Raw genomic sequence first — 18,137 nt, 5'->3', positions numbered from 1 at the left:
GCCTGTCAGTCCTGGGCGATGCGGTCGGGGCGCGGCTTGCGCATCGTGGCCCGGCCGCTGCGGTTCAACGCGCTGCCGCGGCCGGAGAGGGAGGGGTTGGTCATGAAATATTCATGCGCCGAGACCGGCTGCGGACCGCGCGGCAGGCGGCGCCAGGCGCCGTCGCTCGCCAGCTCCCAGCTCTGGGCGGTGTCCTTCAGGTTCACCACCATGATCTGGTCGAGGATCTGGGCGTGCACGGTCGCATTCTCGACCGGCACCATGGTCTCGACCCGCCAGTCCATGTTGCGCGCCATCCAGTCGGCCGAGGAGATGAAGACCCGCGCCCGGCGCGAGGGCAGGCGGTGGCCATTGCCGAAGACATGGATGCGCGAATGCTCAAGGAAGCGGCCGACAATGGACTTCACCCGGATATTTTCCGAAAGGCCGGGCACGCCGGGGCGGAGGCAGCAGATGCCGCGCACCACGCAATCGATCTTCACCCCGGCGCGGGAGGCGGCATAGAGCGCGTCGATCAGCTGCTCGTCGACCAGGCTGTTCATCTTCAGCCAGATGCCGGCGGGCTTCCCCTCCTCGGCGAAGCGCCGCTCCTGCTCGATGAGGCCGAGGAGGGTCGGGCGGATGGTGAGCGGGGCGAAGGCGAGGCCTTCCATCCGCTCCGGCCGGGCGTAGCCCGTCATGTAATTGAAGAGCCGCGCGGCATCGCCGGTCAGCGCCGGATCGGCGGTGAAGAAGGAGAGGTCCGTGTAGATGCGCGCGGTGATCGGGTGGTAATTGCCGGTGCCGAAATGCGCGTAGCTCCGCAGCGCCCCGGCCTCGCGCCGTACCACCAGCGACATCTTGGCATGGGTCTTCAGCTCGACGAAGCCGAAGACCACCTGCACGCCGGCCGCCTCCAGCTCCCGCGCGAGGGCGATGTTCCGCTCCTCGTCGAAGCGCGCCTTGATCTCGACGATGCCGGTGACGTTCTTGCCCGCCTCCGCCGCTTCGATCAGGGCGCGGGCGATCGGGCTGTCGCGGCTGGTCCGGTAAAGGGTCTGCTTGATGGCGACCACATTCGGGTCCCGCGCCGCCTGGCGCAGGAACTGCACCACCACGTCGAAGCTCTCATAGGGGTGGTGGACGACGATGTCCTTGGCCCGGATCGCCGCGAAGCAGTCCCCGCCGTAATCGAGGATGCGCTCCGGGAAGCGCGGCGTGTAGGGGGTGAAGAGCAGGTCCGGCCGATCATCCACGATAAGCTGGCGCAGGTCGTCGAGGCCGAGCAGCCCGTCCACCACGAAGACGCCGCTGCGCTCGGCATCCAGCTCCTCGATGACGAAGTCCACGATGTCGGACGGCGTCGCGGCGGTCACGCTGAGGCGGATGGCGCGGCCACGGCGGCGGCGCTTCAGCGCCGTCTCGTAGGAGCGGACGAGATCCTCGGCCTCCTCCTCGAACTCCACGTCGGTATCGCGGATGAGGCGGAAGAGCCCGTTCTCGGCCGGGATGAAGCCGGGGAAGACGCGGCGCAGGCTGAGCTCGATCAGGTCCTCGAGCAGAAGGAAGCGGATGGCCGTCTCGCCCTCCTGCCGCGGCAGGCGGATAAAGCGCTCGACCTGCGCCGGCAGCGGCAGCAGGGCGCGCATGGTGCCGCCATCCTCCTCCCGCACCAGCTTGAGGACCATGCAGGCGGCGAGGTTCTGGATGAAGGGGAAGGGATGCGCCGGGTCCACCGCGAGCGGGGTGAGCACGGGGAAGACCCGCTCCATGAACCAACCGTCGAGCCAGGCGCGGTCGGCCTCGCTCAGTTCCTCGATGCCGCAGACGATGATGCCCGCCTCGCGCATCAGGCCGCGCAGCGTGCGCCAGGCGGCCTGCTGCGCCTCGATCAGCACCTCGGCGCGGTCATGGATGGCGGCGAGCTGCTGCGTGGGGGTGCGGCCGTCGGGCGAGCGGCTGGTGATGCCGGCGCCCTCCTGGCCGATCAGCCCGGCGACGCGGACGGAGTAGAATTCGTCGAGGTTGGCGGCCGAAATGGCGACGAAGCGCAGCCGCTCCAGCAGCGGGTGGTGCTCGTTGCCGGCCTCCTCCAGCACGCGGGTGTTGAAGTCGAGCCAGGAGAGCTCCCGGTTGACGAAGCGCTCGGGCTCCTGCGGGCCGGGCACGGGCTCGGCGGCGGGTGGGGTGCGGATCTCGGCGAGGCTCATGCACCCACCCTATAGCAACCTCGGCGCAGGCGGGCAGCCGGTCTCCGGGAATGCCATGGATTCGTCATCCGTACCGAAGCCCGGCAACTCGGCCAGGGTTGCACGGGCGAGCGCGCGGGTGACGCGACCGCCGAGCGCGAGCGCGGCGCGGTCGAGCCGGGCGGCCGCCTCGGCGATGGCGGCGGCCTCGCGCGGCAGGCGGGCCAGCAGCCAGGCCTGCACCCCTTCCTCCACCCGAAGCTGGCGGCGGGCGAAATGCCGGCGCAACAGGGCGGCGAGCAGCCCGTCCCCGGGCGGGCGGATGCCGGTGGCGGGCATGGCGCGCAGCCGGCTGCGGAGGTCGGGCAGCGCCACCGGCCAGCGCGCCGGCGGGGCACGGCCGGCAAGGAGAAGGAGCTGGCCGCGCTCGGCGCAAAGGTTTAGCAGGTGGAAGAGCGCCGCCTCCTCGGCCATGCAATCGGCATCGTCGAGCGCGAGGCCGGGGCCGGGCGGCAGGTCGGGCAGGCCGCGCAGCGCCGGGCCGGTCAGCACCGGCCAGCCGCGCCGGGCGGCGAGGCCGCGCAGCATCAGCGACTTGCCGGTCGCCGCCGGGCCGTGAAGGGCGAGGCGGCCGCCAGGCCAGGCCTCGGGCCGGGCGAGCCAGGCCAGGGCTTCGGCATTGCTGTCATCGGCCAGCACCGGCTCTGCTTGGAAAGGCGCGAAGGCGGGCAGCGGCAAGGCGAGCTGCCGCGGCAGCGGCGCCGTGGTGTCGAGCATCAGCCGGTCCGGGGCGGATCGAGATAGAGCGGGCTTTCCAGGTAGCGGCGCAGCCAGTAGCGGGCGATGACGCCGATCACGGCCGCCAGCGGCACCGCCAGCAGCACGCCGAGGAAGCCGAAGGCCACGCCCCCGGCGAAGAGGGCGAAGATCACCCATACGGCGTGCAGCTCCACCCGGTCGCCGAGCAGCCAGGGGTAGATCATGTAGCCTTCGATCACCTGGCCGGCGACGAAGACCGCCATCACCACCAGCACGCCGTTCCAGGTGCCGAACTGCGCCAGCGCCAGGGCAAGCGCCGTGACGAGGCCGGCGATGGAGCCGATATAGGGAATGAAGGACAGGATGCCGGCCATCAGCCCGACCGTCAGGCCGAGCTCCAGCCGCACCGCCGAGAGCGCGGCGGCGTAGTAGGTGGCGAGCAGCGCGCAGCAGAGCAGCTGGCCGCGCAGCCAAGCCGAGAGCACGCGGTCCGTGTCGCGGGCGAGCTGGCGGAGGGTGTTGGCGGAGCGGCGGGGCAGCCAAGCATCCATCCGGCGGATGATCCGCGGCCAGTCGCGCAGCAGGTAGAAGGCGACGACGGGCGTCACCGTCACCAGGGTGAAGACGCTGAAGAGGGCGATGCCGCCGGTGATCATCCGCGCGAGCGAGGTGCCGAGATAGGAGATGATCGCCCCCGCCTGGCCGACCGCGAGGTCCTGCAGGCGCTGGTCGAAGACATCGGGGCCGAGGCGTTCGGAGAGCGCGGTCAGCGCGTCGCGCACCGCCTGGCCGATGCCGAGCACATAGGCCGGCAGGCGCTGGATCAGCACCGTCACCTGCGCCACCAGCAGCGGATAGAGCAGCAGCAGGCAGAGCAGGGCGAGCGCCACCAGCGCCAGGATCATCAGCAGCGCCGAGACGCCGCGCGGGATGCCGATGCGGGTTAGCCGCGTCGCCGGCGGGTCGAGGAAATAGGCGATGACGGCGGCCAGCACGAATGGGGTGAGGATCGGCGAGAAGAGCCAGAAGGTGAGGAACAGCCCGCCTGCGACACCGAGCGCGAGGGCCACCCGCTGGGCGCGCGTCGCCACCGGCGGCGCGGTGCGCGGGCGGACCCCAGGAAGAGGCATCAGTGGCGGCTCAGGCTTCATGGCCGGGGGCTGGGGTGGGACGAGGTTCATGGCCGTGGCCGGGGATGATGCGTCCAATGTATTGCTGAAACCACATAGGCGATGCCCGAGGCGAGCGTCGTCAGCGCAACCGCCCAGATCAGCCCGGCCAGCAGCCCGTCGGCGGCGAGGCCGAAGCCGAGGATGAAGAGGGCAAGGGCGGCCAGCGCGATCTGGGCGCAGGTGTTCAGCTTCGAGACCAGCAGCGGACGGATGCGCGGCGGCTGGCCGAGCCCCCAGAGCACCAGCACGCCGCCGACGATCAGCAGGTCGCGGAACACCACCAGGATGGCGAGCCAGTCCGGCAGCCCGCCGATGGCGGCGAGCGTCACATAGACCGAGACCAGCAGCGCCTTGTCCGCCACCGGGTCGAGCATCGCCCCGAGCGCACTGCGCGAGTTGGTCACCCGCGCCAGCCAGCCATCGACGCCGTCCGAGATGCCGGCGCCTACGAAGACGTAGAAGGCAAGGTCGAGCCGCCGGTGCAGGATCAGCCAGATCGTCGCCGGCACGGCGCAGAGCCGCGCCAGGGTGATGAGGTTGGGCAGGGTGACGAGCACATGCGGCGGCGCCTCGGACGGCGGTTTGCCTCCCTGCTCGACCGGGCGCGTCTCAGCTTCCGGCAAGGCCCAGCCGCCAGGCGGAACCCGCCTGTTCCAGCGCGATGCCGAGGGCGGCGAGCAGCGCCGCGGCTTCGGGCGGCGGGGCACGCAGGCCGAGCCGGAGCCGCGCCGCATCGACCGCGATCGCCTGGATGTCGACCGAGGCGACCGGGGGAGCCCCGCGCAGCCGCCGCTGGAGTTCGAGCCATTCGCCCATGGAACGGTAGATGGCCCTCGCCTCGATCCAATTCGAGGCCGGCGCGCCGGCGGCGACGGGGGGCGGCGAGGCGCCCGGCACGCTGGCGCTGCCGCCGAGGGCGGAGCGCACCCGGTTGGGGTCGAAGACCACGGTGATGCGGCCGGCATAGCGGGTCGGCGCCGTGCGCTCCTGCTCGATGACGATGGAGCGGACCATGTCCTCCAGTCGCCCGTCGGAGAGGTTGACCGGCGGCAGCCCGGCCTCGGAGAGGGCCCGCTCCCAGGCAGTGCGCCGGCCGGCGGCCAGCGCCCGCTCCCGCGCCAGCACGCCGTTCTCGGCCGAGGCCTCGGCCGGGATGCCGCGCTGGGTGAGGTTCAGCGCCGAGGCGTCGGGCGTGGTGGCCACGGGCGGCAGCGCGCCGGTCTGTGCCAGGGCCAGGGGGGTGGCTAGAGTGGCGGCGAGGGCCAGGGCGGCGCCCGCCATGCCCCGGAGGACGCCCGATCTGCCCAGCATTGCGCTTTCTCCTGCCATGCGGCCCGGCACAGGGGACGCGCCGGAAAAGGCGCGCTAGAAAGCCGCCGACCCCCCTTAGCCGATCGGAGGCCGCCCTGACCAGTTCCCCGCGAAACAGCCTGACCTACCGTGATGCCGGGGTGGATATCGATGCCGGCGACGCGCTGGTCGAGGCGATCAAGCCGATGGCGAAATCCACCGGCCGGACCGGCACCATGGGCGGGCTCGGCGGCTTCGGCGCGCTGTTCGACCTGAAGGCGGCCGGCTTCACCGACCCGGTGCTGGTCAGCTCGACGGATGGGGTCGGCACCAAGCTGCGCGTCGCGCTCGATGCCGGGCTGCACGGCACGGTCGGCATCGACCTGGTCGCCATGTGCGTGAACGACCTCGTGGTGCAGGGGGCGGAGCCGCTCTTCTTCCTCGACTACTTCGCCACGGGCAAGCTCCGGCTGGAGCAGGCGCGGGACGTCATCTCCGGCATCGCCGAGGGCTGCCGCCAGGCGGGCTGCGCCCTGGTCGGCGGCGAGACGGCGGAGATGCCGGGGATGTATGCCGCCGAGGATTACGACCTCGCCGGCTTCTCGGTCGGCGCCGCCGAGCGTGGGGCGCTGCTGCCGCGGCCGGATGTAGGGCCTGGCGACGTGCTGCTGGGGCTGGCCAGCACGGGGGTGCATTCCAACGGCTTCTCGCTGGTGCGGCGGGTGGTGGAGGCGGCGGGGCTCGGCCTCGAAGCCCCCTCCCCCTTCGGCGGCGGGACGCTGGGCGCAACGCTGCTGGCGCCGACCCGGATCTATGTGAAGTCGCTGCTGGCGCTGCACCGCAAGGGCCTGCTGAAGGCGGCGGCGCATATCACCGGCGGCGGGCTGCCGGGCAACCTGCCGCGGGTGCTGCCGGAGGGGGTCGCGGCGGTGGTGGATGCGGGCGCCTGGACGGTGCCGCCGGTCTTCGCCTGGCTGGCCGTGGCGGGCAATGTCGCGCCGGAAGAGATGCTGCGGGTCTTCAACTGCGGGGTCGGGATGGTCGTCGTCGTCTCGGCCGAGGCGGTTGCCGAGGCGACGGCCCTGCTGGAAGGCGCGGGCGAGACCGTGTTCCGCATCGGCGGGCTGGAAGCCGGAAGCGGCGAAGCCCGGGTGCGGATCGACAACCTGCCGGAGAACTGGCCCCGGTGAGGGTGAAGACCGCCATCCTGATCTCCGGCCGCGGCTCCAACATGGTGGCGCTGCTGGAGGCGGCGCGGGCGCCGGGCTTTCCGGCGGAGATCGCCCTCGTCCTCGCCAACAAGGCGGATGCGGGCGGGCTGGCGCTGGCCGCGGCGGCCGGGGTGCCGACGGCGGTGGTCGAGAGCCGCCCCTTCGGCCGAGACCGCGCCGCGCATGAGGCGGCGGTGCAGGCCGTGCTGGAGGCTCATGGCATCCGCCTCGTCTGCCTCGCCGGCTACATGCGGCTGCTGACACCCTTCCTGGTCGGGCGCTGGGCCGGGCGGATGCTGAACATCCACCCCAGCCTGCTGCCGGCCTTCCCGGGCCTCGACACCCATGCGCGGGCGCTGGCCGCCGGCGTCCGCCTGCATGGCTGCACCGTCCATTGGGTGACCGAGGAGATGGATGCCGGGCCCATCCTCGCCCAGGCTGCGGTGCCGGTGCTGCCGGGGGATACGGAGGCGGCGCTGGCCGCCCGGGTCCTGGCCCAGGAGCACCGGATCTATCCGGAGGCGCTGCGGGTCGCGGCGGGCGGGGCAGCGGCGCATCCCGATCACTCGGCGGCCCTCACCAACCCCTTGCCGAGCCCGCCCGCGCTTTCTACACCCCATTCCGAGAGTGGATGAGGACCGGACCGTGGCCGAACACCGTGAGCATTACGATTTCGGGGCAGTCGACCAGAAGGCGCTGCTCGTCGACCGGCAGCGGGGCTGGGAAGGCTTCGTGCAGTTCTCCACCTGGGGGATCGTCATCACCGTGCTGCTGCTGCTGGCGCTGCTGCTCTTCGTGGCCTGACGCAAGGGGGCCGGCCCCGAGGGCCGGCCCCGCCGCCTCAGCCGACGATCTCGGTGCCGGCGAAGAAGAAGGCGATCTCCGTGGCGGCATTCTCGGCGCTGTCGGAACCGTGGACGCTGTTCGCCTCGATGCTCTCGGCGAATTCCTTGCGGATGGTGCCCGGGGCCGCATTGGCCGGGTTGGTGGCGCCCATGATCTCGCGGTTCTTGGCGACGGCGTTCTCGCCTTCCAGCACCTGCACCACCACCGGGCCGCTGATCATGAAGCTGACCAGGTCCTTGTAGAAAGGCCGCTCCTTGTGGACAGCGTAGAAGGCGCCGGCCTGGGCCTCGCTGAGCTGCAGGCGCTTCTGGCCGACGATGCGGAGGCCCGCTTCCTCGAACTTGGCGTTGATCTTGCCGGTCAGGTTCCGGCGGGTGGCATCCGGCTTGATGATGGACAGGGTGCGCTCGACAGCCATAGGGGCATCCTTTCGTGACGGTGGCGGCGGGATAGGCGGGCCAGGGCGCGGATGCAAGCCCAACCCGGCCGCCCGCCCCGCGTTGGCTCCCCGGAAGAGGAGTACCGCCACATGGCCCAGGACGACGCACCGCCGAAACCCCGCATCCCCCGCCCGCCCAGCCAAGCCGACATCGACCTGGTGAGCAGCCAGCAGGGCATGGTCTCCGACGAATGGGCCGAGGCGCCGGCACCGAAGCCCCCCTCCCCGCCCCAGACCGCGACCGAAGCCGAGGCCGAAACCGAGGAGCAGCCCAGCTAGCACCGCATGCTGCGGCGCGTGACGGGGGGCCGGGGCGGCGGTAGAAGGCGCGCATGACCGTGCTCGCCATCCGCGACCTCACCCTCCGCATCGCCGGCCGTGCCCTCCTGGAAGGCGCCGACCTCGCCGTCGATCCTGGCCGCAAGGTCGGGCTGGTCGGCCGCAACGGGGCCGGCAAGTCCACCTTGCTGAAGGCCATCATCGGCGACATCCAGCCGGATGGCGGGGAGATCCGCCTCGCCCAGCGGGCCCGGCTTGGCCATGTGGCGCAGGAGGCGCCGGGCGGGCCGGAGAGCCTGCTGGACACGGTGCTCGCCGCGGACACCGAGCGCGCCGCCCTGCTCGCCGAGGCGGAGGCGGGGCCGGAAGGGCACCGCATGGCCGAGATCCATGAGCGGCTGATCGCCATCCAGGCGGACAGCGCCCCCTCCCGCGCCGCAACCATCCTCGCCGGCCTCGGCTTCGATGCGGCGGCGCAGGCGCGGCCCAGCACGGAGTTCTCCGGCGGCTGGCGGATGCGCGTGGCGCTGGCCCGAGTGCTCTTCCTCGAGCCCGAATTGCTGCTGCTCGACGAGCCAACCAACCACCTCGATCTCGAGGCGACGATGTGGCTGGAGGGCTGGCTGCAACGCTTCTCAGGTGCGGCCATCATCGTCAGCCACGATCGCGGGCTGCTGGAGCGCTGCGTCGATGCCATCGCCCATCTCGACCGGGGCAAGCTGACGCTCTACCCGGGCGCCTTCGACAATTTCGTCCGCGTCCGGACCGAGCGCCAGGCCCAGCAGGCGGCCATGAACGAGAAGCTCGCCGCCGAGCGGGCGCATATCCAGAGCTTCGTCGACCGCTTCCGCGCCAAGGCGAGCAAGGCACGCCAGGCGCAGTCCCGCATCAAGGCCTTGGAGCGCATGCCGGCGATCGAGAGCGTGGTCGAGGACCATGTGACGCGTTTCGCCTTCCCCGAGCCGGCCGAGCTGGCACCGCCCGTGCTTTCCATCACCGGCGGCAGCATCGGCTATGACGGGCGCGTCGTGCTGCGCGGCCTCGACCTCAGGCTCGACCAGGACGACCGCATCGCCCTGCTGGGGGCCAACGGCAACGGCAAGTCGACGCTGGCGAAGCTGTTCGCCGGGCGCCTCTCGCTCATGGGCGGGCGCGAATTCCGCTCGCCCAAGCTGAAGATCGGCTACTTCGCCCAGCATCAGACGGATGAGCTGGACATGGAGGGCACGCCGCTCTCCCACATGCAGGCGGCGATGCCGAAGGCGACGGTGACGCAGTGCCGCTCGCAGCTTGCCCGCTTCGGCCTCGACGTGGAGCGGGCGACGACGAGGATCTCCGCCTGCTCCGGCGGCGAGAAGGCGCGGCTGCTGCTGGCGCTCTGCACGCGCGAGGCGCCGCAGCTGCTGATCCTCGACGAGCCGACCAACCACCTCGACATCGACGCGCGCGACGCGCTGGTGAAGGCGCTGGCCGACTACAACGGCGCCGTCATCCTCATCAGCCACGACCCACATCTAGTGGAACTGGTGGCGGACCGGCTCTGGCTGGTGGGCGAGGGCAAGGTGGCGTCCTTCGACGGCGACCTCGACGACTATCGTGCGCTGCTCGGCGGCGGGCGGCGCGGCGCGCGCAGCGAGCCGGCCGGCGCGGCGCGGCCTTCCGAGCGGCGCGGCCGGGCGGAGAGCCGCACCGCCCTCGCGCCCCTGAAGGAGCGGCTGAAGCAGATCGAGGCGCAGATCGCCAAGCTGCAGGACGAGGCGGCGGTGATCGACAAGGCGCTGGCCGACCCGCGGCTCTATGCGGGCAACAAGACCGACCTGATCAGCCGCGCGACGACGCGCCGCGCGGTCATCAACAAGATCCTGCCGGGCCTCGAGAGCGAGTGGCTGGAGCTGCAGGAAAAGCTGGAAGCGGCCTGATCACAGACGCTCCACCGCCGTCAGCAGGCAGCCCGGCCGCGCGGTGTGGATGTTGACGAAGCGCGTGCGCGGGTCGGCCAGCGCCCGCTCCAGCAGCGGCGCCACCGCCTGGCCCTCGCTGATCGCGCCCAGGTCGTAAAGGCACATCTCCCCGGCATCATAGGCGCGGACGGAGACGGTGCCGTTGGCGAGCACGATGGGGGCAATCTCGTCCATCACCTCGAAGCGCGCGCAGTCGTCGGCGTGCAGGAAGATCGGGCTCGGCGTCCAGTAGACGCCCTGCGGATGCGGCAGGGCGTAGCTGCCGAGCAGCATCGCCTCGCCCGGCATGCCAAGGCGCAGGCAATGGCGGCAGGGGAAGCCCGGGCCGTCCACCACGCGGCGATGCAGGGTCTGGCTCCGGTCATCGAGCCCGGTGGCGCGCCATCGGCGGGCGGTCTCGGTGGGGATGGGCGTGCAGCGGAACCGGGCCATGCGCAGGGTCTCCTTCGCGCCCATTGTCCCGAATGGCGAGGGCTCGCGCCTTCCGCCGGTTGCGCCGGCATGCGGGAAACTCAAGCTTCCGCTCGCGGATGCACGATCCTTGGGGATCGGTTGCGGGATGCGCATCATCCATGCAGCTGAGGTAACGTGATCCCCGGAGGACCTCGGCCCGCTGGACTCAGGCGTAGATGCCGATCTCCGGCGCGGCGCCATCGCGGAGGACACCCCGATACATGCCGGGCGTTCCGAAGGCGAATCCCGGCTCGCCCGCTGCGTCGACGGCGATGAGGCCGCCGCTGCCCCCGCTCGCGGGAACCAGCACCTCGGCAACCTCCACGGCCGCCCGCTGCACCGCATGGCCACGATGGCGCATCAGGGCGGAAAGCTCATGCGCCGCAGCGCAGCGGATGAAGGCCTCGCCGACGCCCGTGCAGCTCACCGCGACCGTCGCATCAGCCCAGGTGCCGGCGCCGATCAACGGACTGTCCCCGACGCGGCCGGCGCGCTTGTTCGTCATCCCCCCGGTGGAGGTGGCGGCGGCGAGGCGGCCGCTGCGGTCGCGGGCGACGGCGCCGACCGTGCCCATGCGCGCGGGCAGGTCGTGGTCGAGGGCGATGCGCTGCGTCGCCAATGCCGCCTGCAATTGCTGCCAGCGATGCTCGGTGCGGAAATACTCCGCCGGGGCGAGGTCAAAGCCCTCGGCCTCAGCGAAGGCATCCGCGGCCTGGCCGATCAGCAGCACATGCGGCGTGCGCTCCATCACTACCCGCGCAGCCGTGACCGGGTTGCGGATGCGCTGCACGCCGGCGACGGCGCCGGCGCGGCGCGTCGTGCCGTCCATCAGCGCGGCATCCATTTCGATCGTGCCGGCGACGGTGAAGGTGGCGCCGCGGCCGGCATTGAAGAGCGGGCAATCCTCCAGCGCGCGCACCGCCTGGTCCACCGCATCGAGCGCGCCGCCGCCCCGCACCAGGACCGCGCCGCCGGCGGCGAGGGCAGCCTCCAGCGCGGCGCGATGTTCCGCCTCCCGCGCCGCCATGGATGACGAGGGTGGTGCTCATGCCTTCGCCCCGGGGACGACGGCGGCCTGGGCAGGGTCCCAGAACCAGGGCGGATCCGGCAGCACATGCACGCCGGCGTGGAAGCGCGGCGGCGGGCGGAAGCGGTCCGTCCCGGCCAGCACGGCAGCGCCGCGCGGCGTCGGGTGAAGCTGCTCGTCGCGGGAGACCAGGCGGTTCGGCCCCTGGCGCAGCCGGTTGATCACCTCGCGCACGATCAGGTCGGTGACGTGGAAGACCGGGTCGCCATCCTGCAGCCGCTGGAACACGGCGGCCTCGTCCGTGGCGCCGGCCGCGATGGCGCGGAGTGCGCGACGCTCGGTCTCGCCGAGCCCGTCCGTCGTCCAGGGCAGGTCGCGCAGGTGCCGGCGCAGCGCCGCGGCGAGGAAGGGCAGCGCCAGCTCGCGCCGGCTGAGCGCGTCCAGCCCGCGCGGATCGGGCGCGGCGAAGGCGGCCCAGGCCTCGGCCGCCTGCTCGATCTGCAGATCGGAGAGCGGCGCGGGGTGGAGTGCGCCGAGCTCGGCATCGCTGAGCGCTGGGAAGCTGCGCTCGCCATCGGCGGGCAGCAGCAGCAGCTTGCCGCGCAGCAGGCGTTTCTCGGCTAGCAGGGAGAGGATGCGGATGAGCGCGGCCTGGTCCCAGAGGTCGTGCTCGAACCAGAGCCACACGGCCTCGCGCCGGTGCAGGCCGTTGAGCGCGGCATATTCCCGGCCGAGGCGGAGGCGCACGGCAGCCGGGTCCTGCCCCGCATGCAGCGCCACGTAGCGCGCCCGCATGCCGAGCCAGGCCATCAGGTCGCCGTCGTCCTGCGCCGGCCCGACGCAGACCGGGTCGGCGAAGCAGAGGTACTCGCCGGCGATCCCGGCCGAATGGAGGCGGCTGCGGAGGTCGTCGCCGCAGCGGAGATGCAGCAGCGGCGTCACCGGCGGCGCGGCCTTGCCTGACCCTGATTGAATGCGGATGCCCTGTCGCGCGGCCTTGCGGCCATGCCTCTCCTCCGTCCCCTGCCAGCCTGGTCGACCGGTCTCGGCGAAGCATGCGACGGAACCACGGCGCCGCGCCACCCCCTTTGCCACGCCAGCGCCAACGGCAGCGGCGTCGCGCAAGCGTGTCATCGGAACCATCGCAGAGGGTGCGCTGGCCGTCATAGGCTCGCCCAAAAGTCGGGAGGGGCAAGGATCATGGCATTTCGCAACGGTACCGCTGGACCGGACAGCCTGCTCGGAACAACGGAGGACGATCTGATCCTCGGCGGCGCCGGGGATGACCGGATCGAAGTACTGCCGGGCAACGACGTCATCCTCGCAGGCTCTGGAAACGACACGATCTTCGGGGATAATTTCTTTGGAGGCGGCAGCTTCGGTGGACCGTTGCCGCCGCCTTATAATTCCGGTGACGTCCTGCCCGGCCGCAACCTCATCCTGGCCGGTGCCGGCAATGACCTGATCGGCGCCGGCTTCGGTGCGGACACGGTGTTCGGCGGCGATGGCAACGACTCGATCAACGGCTACGGCGTCTTCGGCGGCAGCCCGTCCGGCAGCATCGGTGTCGTCGGCGCGGATGGAGCCGACCTGCTCTTCGGCGGTGCCGGAAACGATACGATCGATGGCGGCGGCGGAGCCGACCAGATCTACGGTGGTGCCGACAACGATGCCATCGACGGTGGCCGTGGCGTCGATCGGCTCTACGGTGGTGTTGGCGACGACCGGTTGCGTGGGGAGGAGGGTGCCGACCGGTTGACCGGCGGGGCCGGCGCCGATACCTTCGTCTATGTCAGGGAATTCCCTTTCGGCGACATCGAAGCCGGGGTCGGCCCCGGCGCGCGGGACGTGATCCTCGACTTCTGCCAAAGCGTGGACCGTATCGACCTTCGCGGCTACGCAAACACCTTCGCTCCGGACCGAGAGTCGGTCTTCCTCGGCGAGGGCGAATTCGGCGCGAGCCTCGGCCTCCAGGTCCGCACCGTAATCGAGGAGGGGCGCACCATCGTCCAGCTCGCCGCCGTCTTCGGAAACCCGCCTCCGGACTTCCCTGTGCCGACACCATCCGGCCCGAACGGCGAGATCGAGCTCAACGGGGTGTATGACCTGACGGCGGCCGACTTCATCCTGTCCTGAAGAGGCTCAGTCCATCCTGAGGCCGAGCTTGCGGATGATGGCGCTCTCCTCCGCATAGGTCTTCATGGCGAAGGCGGCGTAGTCCTCGCTGTTCATGTAGCGCAGCGGCATGTCGTAGCGGTCGAGCGTCTCGACGTGCTTCGGGTCGAACAGCGCCTCCTTGAAGGCATCGTGCAGCACCCGCACGATGCCCGGGTCGACGCCCTTCGGCGCGCCGATGCCGAAGGGGCTGTCGGCGACGATGTCGATGCCCACCTCGCGCAGCGTCGGCACGTTGGGGAAGCGCTTGGCGCGCTCGGCGGTCCAGACGACGAGGAGGCGGAGCCTGCCCTCCTGCACCAGCTGCGCCCAGCCGGTGCTGTCGCTGTTCGCCACGGTCTGGCCCGAGAGCACGGCCTGGGTGTTGTCGGCGCCGCCGCGGAAGGGGATGTGCAGCCACTCGATGCCGAGCATCTCGCCGATGCGCTCCATCGTGATGTGCAGCGTGCTGCCGACGCCGGGCGTGCCGTAGGTGACCTTGCCGGGATTGGCCTTGGCATAGGCGACGAACTCCTGCCAGGTCTGCCAGGGCTGGTCGGCGCGGACGACGACGCCGAAGACGTAGCCGGTCAGGTGCAGGATCCAGCTGAAGTCCTTCGCCGGGTCGAAGATCGGGCGGCGCGACATCGCCGGCATGCGGAAGACCGTGACCGGCATCTGCCCGACCACATGGCCGTCGCCCTTCGCCTCCTGCGACATCGCCAGCGCGCCGAGCGTGCCGGAGGCGCCGGGCTTGTTCTCCACCACCACCGGCTGGCCGAGCTTCGTGCTCGCCAGCTCGCTCAGCACGCGCAGCGGCACGTCGGAGGAGCCGCCGGGAAGCCAGGGCACCAGCATGCGGATCGGACGGTTGGGAAAGCCGGACTGGGCGATGGCCGGGCTGGCAAGGGTAGCCAGCCCGGTCCCGATCAGGGAACGGCGGTTCAGGCGGATGGTCATGCTTGGGCAACTCCCGTCGGCGGCCTCTCCAGGGGCCGCTTCTCGGCGGCATGGTCGGGCTGGAATGCCCGCCATGCAAGATGCCGGCGACGGTTCAGTCGGCGTCGACCTGCAGCCCCTCTTTCTTCAGCACCGTGCCCCACTTCTCGATCTCGGACTGCACGAATGCGCCGTACTCCGCCGGGGAGCGATGGTCCGGGACGCCGCCGAGCCCGGCGAAGCGCGTCCGCGTGTCTGGACCGTCGAGCAGGACCTTCATCTCGGCGTTCAGAGCCTGCACCACGGCGGCCGGCGTGCCTGCCGGGTGGAAGGCGCCGAACCAGGTGTTGACGTCGTAGCCCGCGAGTTCCGGCATGGTCTCCCGCAGCGTGGGCAGGTCCGGCAATTGGTTGTTGCGGTCGGCGCTGGTCACCGCCAGCGAGCGCACCTTGCCGGAGCGGATGTGCTCGACCATCGTCGGCAGGTTGTCGAACATGTACTGGACGTCGTTGCCGATCAGCGAGACCTGCGCCGGCGCGGAGCCGCGGAAATGCGCGGCCGTGCCGGGGACGCCGATCAGCTGGTGGAACAGCACGCCGGAGATGTGCACCGACTGGCCGAGGCCCGAGGTGCCATAGCTGAGCCGGTCCGGGTTCTTGCGGAGATAGGCGACGAATTCCGGCACGCTCCGCACCGGCAGGGTGGGGTTCACCACCAGGACGTTCGGGCCACGGATCATGCCGGAGACGGGGATCAGGTCGCTCGGCTGGTACTGCATGCCGCGGATCAGCGAATAGACGATGGCCTGCGGGCCGATATTGCCGAGCAGGATGGTATGGCCGTCCGGCCGCGAACGGACCGCCTCGAGCGTGCCCACGGTGCCGCCGCCGCCGGAGCGGTTGTCGACGACGATGTTCTGGCTCCAGCGGGATTGCAGGTGGCTGGCGAGGAAGCGGGCCATCAGGTCGGTCGTGCCACCCGGCGCGCCCGGGACGACGATGCGCACCGTCTGGCTCGGCCGCCAGCCCTCCGCCGCTGCGGCGCGGTGGGCGGTGGACATGGCGGCGGCGGACAGGGCGCCCGTACGCAGCAGGTGGCGGCGGCTGAGGCTGATCATGGCTGGTTTCCTCGGATGGCGATGGACACCTTGTTGGCGAGGCGGACCGCTCAGCGGGCGCCGCCGAGCAGGCCGAGCTGGCGGTCGACCATCTCGGGCGCATGGCCGAGATAGTTGGCCGGGTCGCAATGGCGGCGCACCGCCTCCATGCCGCCCAGTGCCTCGACGATGAGCGGCTCCCCGGCCAGCACCTCGGCCAGCGGCCGCCGCTCCGTTGCGGCGGTACGGCAGGCGTCGTAGACGACGTCGTGCGCGTGCTGGCGGCCGAGCTTCGGCGCCGACGCCATCATCACCGCCTCGGCGACGATGAGGCCGCCCGTGATCTCGAGGTTGTCGCGCATGCGGCCGGCATCGACGATCAGCCCGCCGAGCATGAAGCGCGCCTGGGCCAGCGCGCCGCCGGTCATGATGAAGCTTTCGGGAATCGCCACCCATTCGGCGTGCCAGGGGCCGGTGGCGCGCTCGAAGTCGTGGATCATGCCGTCGAGCATGAGCGCCACCTGCTGCCGCACCGCCTTGGCCGCCGCCAGCATCAGCTCCGAGGAGATCGGATTGCGCTTCTGCGGCATGGTCGAAGAGGCGCCGCGTCCCTTGACGAAGGGTTCCGCGACCTCGGCGAATTCGGTCGCCATCATCAGCATTACGTCGGTGGCGATCTTGCCGAGGCTGCCGGTGACAAGGCCGAGGAAGGCGACGGCCTCGGCCAGCCCGTCGCGGGCGACGTGCCAGGTGGCGGAGGGCTGCGCGAGCCCGAGCACCCGGCAGAAGGCCGCCTGCACGCGAAGCCCGTCCGGCGCGAGCGAGGCGAGCGTGCCCGCGGCGCCGGCGAGCTGGCCCATCAGCACCCGTGGCCGCAGCTGCTCCAGCCGCTCGATATGGCGCTCGATCATCGAGAGCCAGACGGCGACCTTGTAGCCGAAGGTCACCGGCAGCGCCTGCTGCAGATGCGTCCGCCCCGCCATCGGCGTCGCGCGATGCCGCGCGGCAAGGTCGGCGAGGATGCCGCGCAGCGCCAGCAGGTCGGTGGCGACGAGGTCCAGCGCGGCGCGCATCTGCAGGATGGTGGCGCTGTCCATGATGTCCTGGGTCGTGGCGCCCCAGTGGACATAGCCGCCGGCGGGCCCGGCGGCCTCGGCCAGCTGGTGCACGATGGGCAGGATTGGGTAGCCGACGATCTCGGTCTCACGGCGCAGCCGGTCGAAGTCGACCGTCATGCTACGCCCCGCCTCGGCGATGGCGGCGGCGGCCTCGGCGGGGATGACGCCGGTCTCCGCCTGGGCCCGGGCCAGCGCCACCTCGACCTCGACGTAGCGGCCGATCAGCGCCTCGTCGGCGAAGATGGCCCGCATCGCGGCGGTACCGAACATGTCGCGGAAGATGAGGGATTCGGTGACCGTGCTCGGCATTGATCCTGGGTCCGCCCCGGCGAAGGCGCGTGATGCTGCCCTCTTAGGTACGGACTTAGACGCAGGATTGGACCATCGTCAATGCTAGGTACGGACCTATTGTTTGTGATACCCCATCAGCACCCGGATGGAATCGCCCGGATCACACAGGGAAAGGGCAGGCTTTGCCGACGCGTTGGGCCATCGTGGCAAAGGTGCTGACCCAGCGGATCACCGAGGGCACCTACCCGGTCGGGGCGGTGATGCCGAGCGAGGTGGAGCTGGCCTGTCATTTCGGGGTAAGCCGATCGACCGTCCGGGCCGCGTTGGACTCGTTGCAGGGCGCGGGCATGATCTCGCGCCGGCGCAATGCAGGCACGCGCGTCGAGGCACAGCATCCGCTGCGCGGGCCCGAGAGCTATAACCAGACCCTTGCCACCGTCGAGGACGTCGCCCAGTACGGCGCCGAGACCGAACGGCAGGTGCAGCAGATCGAGACCGAGCCGGTGGACGAGGCGCTCGCCGAGTTGCTCGGCTGCCCGGTCGGCCAGGCCTGGCTTCGGGTCTCGAGCCTGCGGGCCACGCGCGGCGCCGCGGCCGCGCCGCTCTGCTGGACGGATGTCCATGTCGCGCCGGTCTTCGCGCCGCTGGTGCGCGAGAGGATCGCCAGCTATCCCGGCCTTGTCAGCACGCTCATCGAGGAGTTCGCCGGCCATCGCACGGCTGAGATCCGGCAGCGGATCACCGCGATCGGCGTACCGCGCCGCCTTGCACCCGCCCTCCGCACTAGGCCGGGAGCGAGCGCGCTCGAGATCACCCGGACCTATCTCGACGCCAAGGGGCGGCGCTTCCTCCTGAGCCGGAGCATCCATCCGGCCGACCGCTTCGCCTATGAGAGCCGGCTGCGGCGACAGCCGGCCTCAGGCGGCCTGTGACG

At 71.3% G+C, this 18,137-nt stretch carries 19 protein-coding genes; 7 read left to right on the top strand and 12 right to left on the bottom strand.

The window, feature by feature from the left end:
• Positions 1 to 5: 5 nt before the first annotated feature.
• From JMJ56_RS12545 to JMJ56_RS33830, 5 genes are read right to left on the bottom strand one after another with little or no spacing between them, the layout of a single operon-like run.
• A complete protein-coding gene (locus tag JMJ56_RS12545) occupies positions 6 to 2,189 on the bottom strand; it encodes an RNA degradosome polyphosphate kinase (protein ID WP_202832106.1) in 2,184 nt (727 codons plus the stop codon).
• Positions 2,190 to 2,198: 9 nt separating this feature from the next.
• Complete coding sequence (locus tag JMJ56_RS12540; protein ID WP_202832105.1) at positions 2,199 to 2,945, bottom strand: P-loop NTPase family protein; 747 nt, start codon at positions 2,943 to 2,945, stop codon at positions 2,199 to 2,201.
• A complete protein-coding gene (locus JMJ56_RS12535; protein ID WP_202832104.1) occupies positions 2,945 to 4,057 on the bottom strand; it encodes an AI-2E family transporter in 1,113 nt (370 codons plus the stop codon). The genes JMJ56_RS12540 and JMJ56_RS12535 overlap by 1 nt, the downstream gene beginning before the upstream one ends.
• A 47-nt stretch (positions 4,058 to 4,104) precedes the next feature.
• Entirely contained in the window at positions 4,105 to 4,722 is a 618-nt protein-coding gene (locus JMJ56_RS12530; RefSeq protein WP_236037700.1) for a CDP-alcohol phosphatidyltransferase family protein, read from the bottom strand.
• Positions 4,709 to 5,410 carry a hypothetical protein gene (locus tag JMJ56_RS33830; RefSeq protein WP_236037699.1) on the bottom strand — a complete coding sequence of 234 codons (702 nt, stop codon included), beginning with the start codon at positions 5,408 to 5,410 and terminating at the stop codon, positions 4,709 to 4,711. Before JMJ56_RS33830 ends, JMJ56_RS12530 begins: the two co-directional genes overlap by 14 nt.
• A 95-nt stretch (positions 5,411 to 5,505) precedes the next feature.
• On the opposite strand from JMJ56_RS33830, the gene purM reads away from it, so the two are divergent.
• The 3 genes from purM to JMJ56_RS12515 are packed head-to-tail and all read left to right on the top strand — an operon-like array spanning position 5,506 to position 7,404.
• Positions 5,506 to 6,579: a phosphoribosylformylglycinamidine cyclo-ligase gene (gene purM / locus JMJ56_RS12525; RefSeq protein ID WP_202832221.1), complete on the top strand. Its 1,074-nt coding sequence runs from the start codon at positions 5,506 to 5,508 to the stop codon at positions 6,577 to 6,579.
• Positions 6,576 to 7,235, top strand: a complete 660-nt coding sequence (gene purN / locus JMJ56_RS12520) for a phosphoribosylglycinamide formyltransferase (protein WP_202832102.1) — start codon at positions 6,576 to 6,578, stop codon at positions 7,233 to 7,235. The genes purM and purN overlap by 4 nt, the downstream gene beginning before the upstream one ends.
• A gap of 10 nt (positions 7,236 to 7,245) precedes the next feature.
• Positions 7,246 to 7,404 carry an aa3-type cytochrome c oxidase subunit IV gene (locus JMJ56_RS12515; RefSeq protein WP_202832101.1) on the top strand — a complete coding sequence of 53 codons (159 nt, stop codon included), beginning with the start codon at positions 7,246 to 7,248 and terminating at the stop codon, positions 7,402 to 7,404.
• 37 nt (positions 7,405 to 7,441) lie between these two features.
• Here JMJ56_RS12515 and ndk read toward each other — a convergent pair whose 3' ends face one another.
• Positions 7,442 to 7,864, bottom strand: a complete 423-nt coding sequence (ndk, locus tag JMJ56_RS12510) for a nucleoside-diphosphate kinase (RefSeq protein ID WP_202823565.1) — start codon at positions 7,862 to 7,864, stop codon at positions 7,442 to 7,444.
• Positions 7,865 to 7,975: 111 nt separating this feature from the next.
• On the opposite strand from ndk, the gene JMJ56_RS12505 reads away from it, so the two are divergent.
• Together JMJ56_RS12505 and JMJ56_RS12500 are read left to right on the top strand one after the other, a co-directional pair.
• The gene (locus JMJ56_RS12505) at positions 7,976 to 8,164 is read left to right on the top strand and encodes a hypothetical protein (RefSeq protein ID WP_202832100.1); all 189 of its coding nucleotides are present in this window, start codon (positions 7,976 to 7,978) and stop codon (positions 8,162 to 8,164) included.
• A gap of 53 nt (positions 8,165 to 8,217) precedes the next feature.
• Complete coding sequence (locus JMJ56_RS12500; protein ID WP_202832099.1) at positions 8,218 to 10,083, top strand: ABC-F family ATP-binding cassette domain-containing protein; 1,866 nt, start codon at positions 8,218 to 8,220, stop codon at positions 10,081 to 10,083.
• Here the strand turns inward: JMJ56_RS12500 and JMJ56_RS12495 are convergent, their stop codons facing one another.
• The 3 genes from JMJ56_RS12495 to JMJ56_RS12485 form a co-directional block, all read right to left on the bottom strand.
• A complete protein-coding gene (locus JMJ56_RS12495) occupies positions 10,084 to 10,557 on the bottom strand; it encodes a DUF1203 domain-containing protein (protein WP_202832098.1) in 474 nt (157 codons plus the stop codon).
• Between the two features lie 187 nt (positions 10,558 to 10,744).
• Complete coding sequence (locus JMJ56_RS12490) at positions 10,745 to 11,605, bottom strand: isoaspartyl peptidase/L-asparaginase family protein (protein WP_202832097.1); 861 nt, start codon at positions 11,603 to 11,605, stop codon at positions 10,745 to 10,747.
• A gap of 18 nt (positions 11,606 to 11,623) precedes the next feature.
• The gene (locus tag JMJ56_RS12485) at positions 11,624 to 12,739 is read right to left on the bottom strand and encodes a DUF1835 domain-containing protein (protein WP_202832096.1); all 1,116 of its coding nucleotides are present in this window, start codon (positions 12,737 to 12,739) and stop codon (positions 11,624 to 11,626) included.
• Positions 12,740 to 12,805: 66 nt separating this feature from the next.
• On the opposite strand from JMJ56_RS12485, the gene JMJ56_RS12480 reads away from it, so the two are divergent.
• Positions 12,806 to 13,741 carry a calcium-binding protein gene (locus JMJ56_RS12480; protein WP_202832095.1) on the top strand — a complete coding sequence of 312 codons (936 nt, stop codon included), beginning with the start codon at positions 12,806 to 12,808 and terminating at the stop codon, positions 13,739 to 13,741.
• A gap of 6 nt (positions 13,742 to 13,747) precedes the next feature.
• Here the strand turns inward: JMJ56_RS12480 and JMJ56_RS12475 are convergent, their stop codons facing one another.
• From JMJ56_RS12475 to JMJ56_RS12465, 3 genes are all read right to left on the bottom strand, one after another.
• Positions 13,748 to 14,719 carry a tripartite tricarboxylate transporter substrate binding protein gene (locus JMJ56_RS12475; protein WP_202832094.1) on the bottom strand — a complete coding sequence of 324 codons (972 nt, stop codon included), beginning with the start codon at positions 14,717 to 14,719 and terminating at the stop codon, positions 13,748 to 13,750.
• 94 nt (positions 14,720 to 14,813) lie between these two features.
• The gene (locus JMJ56_RS12470; protein WP_236037698.1) at positions 14,814 to 15,815 is read right to left on the bottom strand and encodes a Bug family tripartite tricarboxylate transporter substrate binding protein; all 1,002 of its coding nucleotides are present in this window, start codon (positions 15,813 to 15,815) and stop codon (positions 14,814 to 14,816) included.
• Between the two features lie 50 nt (positions 15,816 to 15,865).
• Entirely contained in the window at positions 15,866 to 17,221 is a 1,356-nt protein-coding gene (locus JMJ56_RS12465; protein WP_202832093.1) for a class-II fumarase/aspartase family protein, read from the bottom strand.
• A 164-nt stretch (positions 17,222 to 17,385) separates the two neighbouring features.
• Here JMJ56_RS12465 and JMJ56_RS12460 point away from each other — a divergent pair, with 164 nt between their 5' ends.
• The gene (locus JMJ56_RS12460; protein ID WP_202832092.1) at positions 17,386 to 18,135 is read left to right on the top strand and encodes a GntR family transcriptional regulator; all 750 of its coding nucleotides are present in this window, start codon (positions 17,386 to 17,388) and stop codon (positions 18,133 to 18,135) included.
• The last annotated feature ends 2 nt before the right edge of the window (positions 18,136 to 18,137 follow it).

Origin of the sequence: Belnapia arida, assembly GCF_016773205.1 — a bacterium.
In the GTDB taxonomy this organism is placed as follows: domain Bacteria; phylum Pseudomonadota; class Alphaproteobacteria; order Acetobacterales; family Acetobacteraceae; genus Belnapia; species Belnapia arida.
This window is presented reverse-complemented; position numbering and strand designations above follow the sequence as displayed.

Coding starts and splice junctions, on each gene's coding strand:
- JMJ56_RS12545 (WP_202832106.1), bottom strand. CDS start 2,189: ATGAGCCTCGCCGAGATCCGCACCCCACCCGCCGCCGAGCCCGTGCCC.
- JMJ56_RS12540 (WP_202832105.1), bottom strand. CDS start 2,945: ATGCTCGACACCACGGCGCCGCTGCCGCGGCAGCTCGCCTTGCCGCTG.
- JMJ56_RS12535 (WP_202832104.1), bottom strand. CDS start 4,057: ATGCCTCTTCCTGGGGTCCGCCCGCGCACCGCGCCGCCGGTGGCGACG.
- JMJ56_RS33830 (WP_236037699.1), bottom strand. CDS start 5,410: ATGCTGGGCAGATCGGGCGTCCTCCGGGGCATGGCGGGCGCCGCCCTG.
- ndk (WP_202823565.1), bottom strand. CDS start 7,864: ATGGCTGTCGAGCGCACCCTGTCCATCATCAAGCCGGATGCCACCCGC.
- JMJ56_RS12505 (WP_202832100.1), top strand. CDS start 7,976: ATGGCCCAGGACGACGCACCGCCGAAACCCCGCATCCCCCGCCCGCCC.
- JMJ56_RS12500 (WP_202832099.1), top strand. CDS start 8,218: ATGACCGTGCTCGCCATCCGCGACCTCACCCTCCGCATCGCCGGCCGT.
- JMJ56_RS12495 (WP_202832098.1), bottom strand. CDS start 10,557: ATGGCCCGGTTCCGCTGCACGCCCATCCCCACCGAGACCGCCCGCCGA.
- JMJ56_RS12490 (WP_202832097.1), bottom strand. CDS start 11,605: ATGGCGGCGCGGGAGGCGGAACATCGCGCCGCGCTGGAGGCTGCCCTC.
- JMJ56_RS12485 (WP_202832096.1), bottom strand. CDS start 12,739: ATGACACGCTTGCGCGACGCCGCTGCCGTTGGCGCTGGCGTGGCAAAG.
- JMJ56_RS12480 (WP_202832095.1), top strand. CDS start 12,806: ATGGCATTTCGCAACGGTACCGCTGGACCGGACAGCCTGCTCGGAACA.
- JMJ56_RS12475 (WP_202832094.1), bottom strand. CDS start 14,719: ATGACCATCCGCCTGAACCGCCGTTCCCTGATCGGGACCGGGCTGGCT.
- JMJ56_RS12470 (WP_236037698.1), bottom strand. CDS start 15,815: ATGATCAGCCTCAGCCGCCGCCACCTGCTGCGTACGGGCGCCCTGTCC.
- JMJ56_RS12465 (WP_202832093.1), bottom strand. CDS start 17,221: ATGCCGAGCACGGTCACCGAATCCCTCATCTTCCGCGACATGTTCGGT.